12 protein-coding genes and 1 pseudogene are annotated in these 10,609 nt (G+C 53.5%); 3 read left to right on the top strand and 10 right to left on the bottom strand.

Annotated elements, in window-relative coordinates; genetic code table 11:
- Positions 1-411: 411 nt before the first annotated feature.
- Entirely contained in the window at positions 412-930 is a 519-nt protein-coding gene (locus tag CPT76_RS04775) for a DUF3231 family protein (RefSeq protein WP_105442095.1), read from the top strand.
- A 173-nt stretch (positions 931-1,103) separates the two neighbouring features.
- Here the strand turns inward: CPT76_RS04775 and tyrS are convergent, their stop codons facing one another.
- The 8 genes and pseudogenes from tyrS to CPT76_RS38960 all read right to left on the bottom strand — a co-directional run bounded on the left by tyrS (position 1,104) and on the right by CPT76_RS38960 (position 7,798).
- Positions 1,104-2,351, bottom strand: a complete 1,248-nt coding sequence (gene tyrS, locus CPT76_RS04770) for a tyrosine--tRNA ligase (RefSeq protein ID WP_105442094.1) — start codon at positions 2,349-2,351, stop codon at positions 1,104-1,106.
- Positions 2,352-2,783: 432 nt separating this feature from the next.
- Positions 2,784-3,053, bottom strand: a complete 270-nt coding sequence (locus tag CPT76_RS04765) for a metal-sensitive transcriptional regulator (RefSeq protein ID WP_076174880.1) — start codon at positions 3,051-3,053, stop codon at positions 2,784-2,786.
- Between the two features lie 120 nt (positions 3,054-3,173).
- On the bottom strand, positions 3,174-3,965 hold the full coding sequence (locus CPT76_RS04760; protein WP_105442093.1) for a sulfite exporter TauE/SafE family protein: 792 nt from the start codon (positions 3,963-3,965) through the stop codon (positions 3,174-3,176).
- Positions 3,966-4,037: 72 nt separating this feature from the next.
- Positions 4,038-5,172, bottom strand: a pseudogene (locus tag CPT76_RS04755) (MBL fold metallo-hydrolase).
- A gap of 18 nt (positions 5,173-5,190) precedes the next feature.
- Positions 5,191-5,586: a DsrE/DsrF/DrsH-like family protein gene (locus tag CPT76_RS04750; RefSeq protein WP_105442092.1), complete on the bottom strand. Its 396-nt coding sequence runs from the start codon at positions 5,584-5,586 to the stop codon at positions 5,191-5,193.
- 46 nt (positions 5,587-5,632) lie between these two features.
- Complete coding sequence (locus CPT76_RS04745; RefSeq protein ID WP_105442091.1) at positions 5,633-6,205, bottom strand: sulfurtransferase TusA family protein; 573 nt, start codon at positions 6,203-6,205, stop codon at positions 5,633-5,635.
- Between the two features lie 343 nt (positions 6,206-6,548).
- Positions 6,549-7,535, bottom strand: a complete 987-nt coding sequence (locus CPT76_RS04740; RefSeq protein WP_258168081.1) for a helix-turn-helix domain-containing protein — start codon at positions 7,533-7,535, stop codon at positions 6,549-6,551.
- Positions 7,520-7,798, bottom strand: a complete 279-nt coding sequence (locus tag CPT76_RS38960) for a hypothetical protein (protein WP_258168080.1) — start codon at positions 7,796-7,798, stop codon at positions 7,520-7,522. Before CPT76_RS38960 ends, CPT76_RS04740 begins: the two co-directional genes overlap by 16 nt.
- 150 nt (positions 7,799-7,948) lie before the next feature.
- On the opposite strand from CPT76_RS38960, the gene CPT76_RS04735 reads away from it, so the two are divergent.
- Positions 7,949-8,707, top strand: coding sequence for an SDR family NAD(P)-dependent oxidoreductase (locus tag CPT76_RS04735; protein ID WP_105442090.1), 759 nt, complete (start codon positions 7,949-7,951; stop codon positions 8,705-8,707).
- 62 nt (positions 8,708-8,769) lie between these two features.
- Here CPT76_RS04735 and CPT76_RS04730 read toward each other — a convergent pair whose 3' ends face one another.
- Together CPT76_RS04730 and CPT76_RS04725 are read right to left on the bottom strand one after the other, a co-directional pair.
- Entirely contained in the window at positions 8,770-8,973 is a 204-nt protein-coding gene (locus CPT76_RS04730; protein WP_105442089.1) for a DUF6199 family natural product biosynthesis protein, read from the bottom strand.
- Between the two features lie 511 nt (positions 8,974-9,484).
- Positions 9,485-9,682: a YqaE/Pmp3 family membrane protein gene (locus CPT76_RS04725; protein WP_076174899.1), complete on the bottom strand. Its 198-nt coding sequence runs from the start codon at positions 9,680-9,682 to the stop codon at positions 9,485-9,487.
- Between the two features lie 127 nt (positions 9,683-9,809).
- Between CPT76_RS04725 and CPT76_RS04720 the strand changes: the two genes are divergently transcribed.
- Positions 9,810-10,490, top strand: coding sequence for an SOS response-associated peptidase (locus CPT76_RS04720; protein WP_105442088.1), 681 nt, complete (start codon positions 9,810-9,812; stop codon positions 10,488-10,490).
- The last annotated feature ends 119 nt before the right edge of the window (positions 10,491-10,609 follow it).

Genomic DNA, 10,609 nt, shown 5'->3' with positions numbered 1-10,609 from the left:
GCTTTGTCCCAGCGGAACATCCTCCCATAGTGGTATGCGCTGCTTGCTGTCAGGCAGCCTGCTTGCTGCTGTGCTCATTCGATCGTCCCCTTGTCATATGGTTTTGTCCACCATTTTACAATGGGAGCACACATAATTAAAGGGCTTACACTCAATTTAGCCGAAAAGTCAGCGCGAAAGCCCCTGATTCTTCAGCAGCTTGATATACAATCCGCCAACGACGCTCCGTGCTGGAAACTCATCTGCCGGTCGGTTCGGTATCGTGCCAGTCGGTCATCGGAACGTGGTCCGGCGACTCGTGATATGCAATATAGCGGAGCTACAAGCTTCGGCTGCGTACATGAAACCGAAGGGAATTGCTCATAATGTAACGGTACTGCCCTACCTAAAACTAAGGAGAGAATGAAATCGATGGGTATTCTCGACGGAAATCCGAAACACCAACCGATGCATTACGGCGAAGTCTTCAATTTATGGGAAGTTTCCATGATGGCCAAAGGACTCGTCTCCTGCTATCAGGTATATCTGAACCATGCCGGAGACAAAGACCTCAAACAAATTCTTGAGGACCTGATCGACCAAGCCAAGACCGAAATCAAGGAATGCGACAAGCTACTGACCGACAACGGCGTCGTCCCCGCGCCGATTATGGCCGACAGACCGGCCGTCAATCTGGAGGACATACCGCCCGGGGCCCGCTTTATGGACCAGGAAATCGGCGCCAAGCTGGCAGCCGACACCGCCGCGGGACTGACTGCCTGCAGCGCGATTATGGGCATGTCTATCCGCGAGGACATCGGCGCATTATTCGCCAAATACCATACGACCAAAACCGCCCTTGGCGTGCGGATTTTGCGTATGAACAAGGAGAAGGGCTGGCTTGTTCCTCCACCGCTTCACGTTGAGCGTCCGGTTGAGGAAAAGGCATAACACAGCCCCTCTGCCGCTTACGGCGACTACCGTTCACGTAGGTCGGAATGTACGGCAAAAAGGCTTTCCCTTCGTCCCCATGGACGGCAGGAAAGCCTTTTTTGTGATAGATCCCGTCTGACGTTCTGACGCAGCTCTTGACTCCGAAAAAACGTCCGGAGACTAGGAGAGCTTCACGAGATGGTATTTTTTCTGCCTTTGCGGATGATGATAAACCGGCCTTCGATGGCATGGTCGGCGCTTACTTCCAGTTCGACGTCGGTGACGCGCTCACCATTCATGGAGATGGCTCCCGAATTCAGATCTTCCCGCGCTTGGCGCTTGGACGGCTCGATGCCGACCTCGACGAGCCAGTCGATGATGTTCTTGGGTTCCTTCGAAGCTTCAAACGTCGGCATTTCCTTGAAGCCCTGCTCGATTTCGTCCGCGGTGAGCGACTTGATGTCGCCGCTGAAGAGCGCAGCGGTGATCTTTTTAGCTTGGGCCAGCATTTCTTCACCATGGACAAACCGGGTCATTTCCTCGGCCAGCGTAATCTGTGCTTCGCGTTTGTGCGGCTCGGTCTGCACCTTTTCCGCCAAAGCGTCGATCGCTTCTTTGTCCAGGAAGGTGAAGTACTTCAGGTACTTGACGACGTCGCGGTCGTCCGTGTTCGCCCAGAACTGGTAAAACTCGTACGGCGTCGTTTTCTTCGGATCGAGCCAAATGGCGCCGCCGGCGGTTTTGCCGAATTTCGTGCCGTCCGCCTTCAGCATAAGCGGAATGGTCAGGCCGAATGCTTTCGCTTCCGAGCCTTCCTTTTTCCGGATCAGATCCAGGCCGCTCGTAATGTTGCCCCATTGGTCGGAGCCGCCGATCTGAAGTTGGACGTCCTCTTCCCGATACAGGTGCAGGAAGTCCATCGACTGCAGAATTTGGTAGGAAAATTCCGTGTACGAAATGCCGGTTTCGAGCCGGTTGGCGACGATATCCTTGGCCAGCATCGTGTTGATGCTGAAGTTTTTCCCATAATCGCGGAGAAAATCAATGACGTTCAGCTGATGCGTCCAGTCGTAGTTATTCACCATGCGCAGCTGGTTGTCGCCTTCAGTGAGGAACAGCTTCTTCATTTGGGCGGTCAGGGCGTCCACGTTCGCCTGCACCTGTTCCATCGTCTGCAGCGTGCGTTCGGACTGGCGTCCGCTCGGGTCACCGATCGTTCCGGTGGCGCCGCCGATCAGAATGACCGGCCGGTGTCCGGCCAGCTGGAACCGTTTCAGCATCATAAACGGGATCAGGTGCCCGATGTGCATGCTGTCCCCGGTCGGGTCGACGCCGCAGTACAGGGAGATCGATTTCTCCTCCGTCAATTGGCGGAGTCCCTCCGCGTCCGTCTGTTGGTTAATGGCCTCGCGCCACTCCAGTTCGTCAATAATGTTCATTTCCTTGTCCAGCTCCTTTGCTTGTTCATGATATATGGGACTAAAAATCGGTTATACATGGATCGAGGCGGGCTTCTCCCGGATGCAAGGCTTCCTCATGAAGCCGGGAAACGCAAAAAATCGCCCCCGGCCTGAAACAGACCTAAGGGACGATTGTAATAACCGTGTTACCACCCACATTGCGCAGGGCCGCCTCATTCAAGGCATGCTGCACCACTCGACGGCGCATATAACGTTGGCCATTCCGCTTGGCATTACCCAAGATACTCCAGAGTGTAATTCGTCAGGACCGTGTGTTGCCGGGTCGCATCGACCCCCGGCTTTCTGAGAACAGGGACTTCCCGCTACTTCGCTCTTTCCGCGTATATTCCGAATATTCAAATGGATAAGCAAAGTATATTGATTTCCTCCGGGGTTGTCAAATGCCAGGGTTTACCGGCTTTTCACCAGCAGCTCCACGGCTTCCTTCACCATTTTTCCGGTGTCCATGTTTCCAGCTGCCTGCTCCGCCAAGATGCACTGCTGCAGGTTCTCCGCGACGATCTGGGCGATTGCCTTATCCGAGGCGTTGCGCACGGCAGACAATTGGGAGACGACCTCCTTGCACGATTTTCCTTCATCCATGAGGCGCAGCACGCCCCGGATCTGCCCTTCGATGCGGCGCAGACGTGTTTTCATTTCATCCGTGTAATTGTAATCCATGTCAGGATCCCACCTTTTCTAACGATATACCGGTATGGGTATATTATAGAGCAAAAAAATACAAAACTACACTGGTACGGATCCCGCTGCCGCACTGAAATTTATTCCACCCGATCTTTCTCACAGCAGGGACGCCCATATTTTCACAGCCGTGAAGGCGATCAACACCACCAGCGCATACCGCAAAAGTGTCACGTTCATCCTGGAGCTGATTCTCGATCCGAGCGGAGCCCCGATCAGGCTGCCAAGGACGGTAAAGACGGTCGGTCCGAGCGGAATGCCCCCGCCCGCGATTTTGCCGATGACTCCGCCGACTGCCGAAATCAGCACGATGGCCAGCGAGGAAGCGATCGTCGTCCGGGTGGGAATGCGCAGCACTGTTAGCATAATCGGAATCAGTATAAACGATCCGCCCGCACCCACGATGCCGGAAACAGCACCGACCAGAAAAGCCGCCGTGACGGCTACGGTTTTGTTAAACGTTAGCGGTTCAGACCGGCTCTCCGTTCCCCGGTTCGGAATGAGCATGAGGACGACGGCGAGTACCGCCAAAATGCCGTAAATCACGTTGATAGCCGTTCCGTCCATCGAACCGGAGGTCAGTCCGCCGAGTAGGCTGCCGGCCAGAATGCCTCCCCCCATATACATGACGAGGCCTTTGTGGACCGCCCCTCCTTTCGGATCGGGCTTCGACCGGTACGCCAGCACGCCGGCCAGTGAAGAGAAGAAAACCTGGAACATGCTGATCGCGGAAACCTCGTGTGCGGAGAACGATGGCAATCCCAGCATAGGCGGAACATACAGCAGCAGGGGAAAATTGATGATCGCCCCGCCGATGCCGAGCAGTCCGGAGAAGAACGATCCGACGAGACCCAGCAGCAGCATGACAGCGTAGAGCATCATATCCGCCATGGCGTCCTCCCTCCTTTCTCCTCCCTAAGCATCCTTAGTGAAAACAGGCTGCCCGCGCATTTCGTACGCTGGTTACTTGTCATGAACCGCACAGCGGTTCGGCCCGATCTCCATCTCGCGCTGCTCTTCTTCGGTCGGATGGATTTTGCCCATATTCGCCTGCCGGATATCCTGGTATGCATGAGGCTGCGGAGGGAGATTTTCCGTAACGGTGCGCCGGAACGATTCCTCGTCCTGAATGTTCAGCCCCGGATTGTGACGGAACAGGTCCGCCAGCCGGGCCACTACCTTCCCGTTCTCACCAAGCTCGGAGATTTTGCCGAAATGCGCCGGCAGGACGATCAAGTCCTCGGACAGCCCTTTATACCGGCTGTACAGCGTGCTCCGCAGGTCGTCCACCCAATCCTCCGCCTGGCCCGCTAGGTCTGGACGGCCGATCGATTCGACGAATAAAATATCGCCGGTCAGCAGATACTTCCCATCGATAATCAGCGACGTGCTTCCAATCGTATGCCCCGGGGAATACACCGGCTCGATTGCGATGGTGGTGCTTCCTACGTTCATTTCCCGGCCTTCCTCCAAACGCTCATAGGAAAAGGTAACTTCCTCCGCATCTTTCGGCGGCAGCCAGTAGGCCGCTCCGGTGCTTTCGGCTAACGCTTTTCCGCCGGAAATGTGGTCGGCATGCAGATGCGTGTCCAGCGTATGCTTGATCACCGCCCCCTGTTCGCCTGGGTCATGCGCGGCGTATCGATAACGGCAGCTTCGCCGCCGGAGACCACCATATAAGACAGACAGCCTTTTCCGATCCGCACGAACTGATACAGCGCACCCCGCCGTTCAATTCGGCGATCTGGACCGGTTCCAAATGCTCGCTCCAGGATTTCATGCCGCCTTCCAGGTAGGACACGCCGGTTCTGCCCGCTTCAGCCAGCTGTTCAGCGACGAATTGGGAGGATCCCTCCTTGGCGCACACGACGAGAACCTCTTTGCCTTCAGGCAGTCGGGCAAGGGCTTCATCAACACCGTCCAGCAGATCGAAGTACGGGATGTTGACGATTTCTACCCGCTCCCCTTCGATCTTCCAGTCGTTAAAGTCACTCTCATTGCGCACGTCCAAAATCAACAGTTCTTCCTTGGCCAAAATCCGCCGTGTCAGCTCCTTGGCTGTCATGACGCCCGGATTCGTATTCACTGAAGCTGTCATATCAAAGATTCCTCCTTGTCAGAAAGATAAGGTGACGTTGGCATCCTTGGCAAAGTCGAGGAAGGTCACCGCTCCGCCGACTTCAATCCCGTCGATAAAGTCTTCCTTCGTCAAATTCATGACGTCCATCGTCATTTGGCAGCCGATCATCCGGACGCCAAGCTCCTGCGCCATCGCGACCAGTTCCGGAATGCCCGGAACGTTAGCTTTCTGGAACCCTTCGGCGAAATGCTCGCGTCCGGCCGGCAGCGGCAGCTGTTGGTGGGCCTGCTTGTGAATCAAATTCAAGCCTTCGAATGTGAAGAAGACGGCAACCTCCGCCTCGGTGGCTGCGGCCGCCGTGGCAATGTTAAACACTTTATAGGCATCAAACAATCCGCCGTTGCTGGCAATAATCGCTACTTTTGTACTCATGGATCATACCTCCGTAAATTTTTGAATTTGGTTTTTGGTTTTGGTTTTATTGATTTTCAATTGGTCCCGTCCATGCGGACATGCCGGGCACGACGTTGCTTACATGCTGAAATCCATGCTCGGCAAGAAGGTGACATGCCAGATCGCTGCGCGATCCTGTGCGGCATACTACATGAATGCTGTCTTCAGGATCCAGCTCCGAAAGGCGCGCCTCCAGGTCCCCCAGCGGAATGGATACCGCCCCGGGTATGTGGCCAAACGCATATTCAGCTGGCTCCCGCACGTCGAGAATAACCAAGGCCTCGCTCGCTGCAAGCTTGCTTTGAAGCTCTTCATTGGTAGCGGTGTGCGGGTAATTCGCCGCTTCCTTCAGCTCTTCCGGCCGGGATTTGCGCAGGTAATGCTTCAGCACCTCCCCGTCTTCGAGCGTCCCCAGGTACTGGTGGCCCGTATTTTTGGCCCAGCCCTGCATATCCGCCAAAGACCCCCGGTCCGTGGCCAACACCTCGATGACCTGTCCCGCTTCAAGCTGGTCCATCGCTTTTTTGGTTCTGACGATAGGCATCGGGCAGGACAAACCTTTGCAGTCCAAAGTGACATTTACCGATATTTCCGCCATGCTTGTAAACCTCCCTTATAAAGTAAGATCCGGATTTGTATTGATCATTGATCGAGGTATTATACGTATACCCCTATGGGTATAATTCTAGGGCGGAAAAGACGTATTGTCAAACCGCCAAATCATGGAATATTAAAACAAGCCTCCTGCAGGACTCGCCTGCTGGAAGCTTGTTTATCTTTTCATTGTTGTCCTTAGACAGCAGCATATGAATCGCCAAAGGAACTCAAGGCTGCGTTTCTCTTTGTTAACCAGGGAACTTCGGTTCTTCTGGTTCTTCTGGTTCTTCTGGTTCTTCTGGTTCTTCTGGTTCTTCCGGTTTTCGTTCTTTTGGTTCTTCTCGTTATTCCGCCGCTCGCCCGGCTGAGCCCTCCTCCCGGTACCGTTTTGGCGTCACGCCGGTCATTTTTTTAAACACCCTGTTGAAGTAACTCTGATCGTTAAAGTTCAGCCACGAGCAGATGTCCGAAACCTTGTATTTCGTCAGCGTCAGCAGCTTCTTGGCCTCGTCGATTCTTTCGCGCTGGATATATTCGCTGATGGAGACACCTACTTTTTTCTTGAACTGGCTGGATAAGTAGTTGGGACTCAAATAGGTCAGCTTCGCCAGCTGCTCGAGTGTAATGTCGTCGTAGAGGTGGTCGGAAATATAGTGCTGGCAGGCCGTAATCGTCGACGAATACTGCTGCTCCTTAACCTTGGACACCCGTTCCGTAAACGCGAAAACCGCCTCGGTCATCACCTTGGATATCGCCTGCAGGTTTTCCTGCTCCTCCAGCTGCTGAATATAGTAATCGCTCAGCGTAAAGGCCATCTCCTCGTTCAGCCCGCCTTCGATCGCCGCCCGGCAAATCAAGGCCACGCCGGTGATCATCAGGTTTTTCTCGCTGCGGATCCGGCTACGCCTGGACAGCTTGCCCAGCTCGTCTTCGCCGATCAGCGAATAACGGACGACGTCCTGGACTTTATCGGTGCGTCCCTTGCGGACATAATCCAGCAGCACCCGCTCATGCGAAAGGTTCGTATGGGAAATCAGGTTCATCCGTTCCCGCGAAATCTCCAGATCCGGCGTAGGCGTCGGCTGATTCTCCGGTGGCTGCTCGCCGCTGGTCTCAACGATCTGTGCCGGGTCCAACCGTTCCTGGTAGAGCAGGCTGTAAACCAACAGGCTCATGGAACGAAAACGCTCCGGGCCAATAACCGGCAGGGATTGGTAAAACTCAATCAGCACCCGGACGTTGGAAAATTCGTGCATCAGCTCCGTGATGTAATCGATTTGCGTTTCGTCCAGCCCGGCGTCGAGACAGGGCCCAATCACAATTTGCCCCAAGGCTGCTTCTTCATGCTGCAGGCCGATTCGAAAAAAATGCAGCCTGTTGATGGAAAAAAGGTCGGAATCTTCTTCTGTCCGCCGTTTACTGCATGTTCCCTGATCTGCTCCTGAAGCGGAACATAATACGGGCTCTGGCGGATGCTCGCAGCGGGACTTTCATATGCAAATTGCCCGCGGGTATTGACGTAAAATACAGACACGCCATGAGCCTCATGCAGATGGTGGCACACGTATTTGATTTCTTCCAATGCGAACCGCATGACGCTCCCCCTTTTTGCCGGCATAAATGATAACGGTTTCTTTACATTAAAATAATACAATTAAGCGTAGAAAAGTACAATAATTGCCGATCAAACCCTCGTACAATGGTCAATGAACAGATCATGATTAACGATTAGGGGGAATGTACGATGGAATTGGAAAATAAAATCGTGCTGGTCACCGGCGCCGGAAGCGGCATCGGCAGAGCCAGCAGTTTAAAAATGGCCGCTAACGGGGCCAAAGTCGTGCTGGTCGATTTTAACCGCGAAACCGGCGAAGAAACGCTGCGGGTGGTTCAGGACCAGGGCGGCGAAGGTATCTTCGTTCAGGCGGACGTATCCAACAGCGAAGACGTGCAGCGCTACGTCAATGCCGCCGTGGACACCTATGGCCGGATCGACGCCTTTTTCAACAATGCCGGCATCATCCAGAAATTTTCACTGCTGGCCGACGTGGAAGAAGCGGAGTTCGACCGCCTCGTTGCCGTTAACATGAAGGGTGCCTTCCTGGGGCTGAAATATGTGCTTAAAGTGATGGAGAAGCAGGGCAGCGGCTCGATCATCAATACGGCGTCGACCGCCGGCATCCGCAGCGAGCACAGCGTGTCTGTGTACTCTGCAACCAAGCATGCGGTGATCGGATTGACAAAGTCGGCAGCCATGGAATACGTGAAAAAAGGCATCCGGGTCAACGCCATCTGCCCTGGCGGCGTGCAGACCTCGCTGACCCAAAGCGTGGAAGAACAGTTCAAAGCGGGCGGCTATATGCCCGAAGAAGTCAGCAATATGCGGATCGGCCGCTACGCGCAGCCGGAGGAATTGGCCGAAATGGTCTCCTTCCTTGCATCCGACCGGTCAAGCTATATGGTTGGCTCCATCGTCCTTGTGGACGGCGGCCTGACACTGTAAGCTGCTTCTGCTTAGCTTACGAGGAAAACCCTCTCTGGAATCAGAGAGGGTTTTTGTCATTCTCAAATACTGAACACACCTGCCAAACACAGCAGTCCACCGAAGATCATAAGAATCATGCCGGCAAAGCGAAGGTACCATCGCCGATCTTCACTCAGCTCCGCATCCCAATCCTCGCCGAATCTTCGAAACCACCACGATTCCGGCTTTTTTCTGGCAAACCAGCCAATCGCAGCAAGCACGATTCCCATGATCAGCACCGGCATATGTATCGACTCCTTTATGGATAGAACGGGATCACGCAGCCGTCGTTCCGGGATAAGCAAGTCAACTGAGCAATTTTATAAGTAACCGAGGGAGATACAGCAGCACATCCAAAAGCCAGGCGGATTTATCCGCATAACGTTCGATTTGATTGTACCTCATATTTTTCATAGGGCCGCTCCTTTTAAATCAATGGCTGCCTGCTTACGGAGCAAATGACACATGCTGGATAATGTAACGCACCACAAAGAAACTGATGATAAACAGCGCCGCCAACCCGAGCAGAAAAAAAATCAGGATCTTATCCCCTAAGGAAAAACGCTTCATGGGTTACACCTCGCAACTTTTCCTTAATTATACAGGAAAGTGGGCTGCATGTTAATTTTTGTTGCAAAAAAAACGGCTGGGTGAAAATAACATAGTTGAATCCTATATAAAGGAAAAGGCCCCCACCTTTGGTGACCTTTAATGGATATCAGACGCCAGTTCTATATTATAAGAATGACCCTCGTTTTACCGATGCTGCTCCCGAATCGCCCGTACGATCCGATCCGCCCGTTGATCTTCTTTGTATGAATGAACCACAAGCATCGCATGAATGACGCCCGGAATGTAGCCGATACATGTAAGGATGATGCTTAAGATGAACTGTCCCAATTTACCGCAGCTCAGAACGGCCAGCGGCGGAAGAAAGCATAATAAATAACGCATTGGCGTTAACCTCATTTCTGTTTGAATGATCTATAATACGCCGCCGCGGTATCTTCGTTTCATTTTGTGCCGCACTCATTTTTTGGGTAATAAAAAGAAAACGGAGATGAAGTAAGGAGGACATGACATGTGCGGACGGTATACATTGGCGGTTGAAGAAGAGGATCTCGTCCAGCCATTTGACATCGATGATGTCCAATATGAAATAACCCCACGGTATAATATAGCCCCGACCCAAACGGTTGCCGGCGTTCGAAGCGATCATGGAAAGCGGATATTGCAGGGGTTTCACTGGGGGCTGCTTCCGTTCTGGGCCAAGACGAAAAGGATGGCTTACCATACGTTTAATGCCCGTGCGGAGTCGACTGACAGCAAGCCGGCATTTCGGTCCGCTTTTCCTGAGAAACGAATGGTCGTGTTGGCAGACGGATTCTACGAGTGGACTCATGAAGGCGAGCATAAGCAGCCCTACCGGTTCCGGGTGAAATCGAGAGACGTGTTTGCTTTTGCCGGCCTGTACGATGATTGGAAAAGCCCGGATGGCGAGCTGATCACGAGCTGCACCATCATAACGACAAAGCCGAATTCCCTTACGAAGAAGGTCCACGACCGTATGCCCGTTATTCTTGGTGAGGAAGAGCTGAACATCTGGCTGGATCCCGGCGTGTCCGATAAGGACTTGCTGCAGGGGCTGCTGCGGCCTTACGAGGCAGAGGACATGTACTCCTATCCCGTGCCCGGATCGGTCGGAAATGTACGGAACGAAGGTGAGGAACTGATCGAGAAAATCGCCCTGAATTCCAAATAAAAATGCAAAGAGGACCTCCGGGTCATCCGTTAGTCCTCGTCTGATCAAGAAACAACAAACTGAACGACAACCGGGGTACCGGGGTCCAACACATCGCCTCCAGGAATGGTAAGCGTCGT

It is taken from the genome of Paenibacillus sp. AR247, from assembly GCF_002968895.1.
Lineage (GTDB): Bacteria > Bacillota > Bacilli > Paenibacillales > Paenibacillaceae > Paenibacillus_AQ > Paenibacillus_AQ favisporus.
Note: the sequence above shows the minus strand (reverse complement) of the source record. Positions and strands in the feature narration are given on the sequence as shown.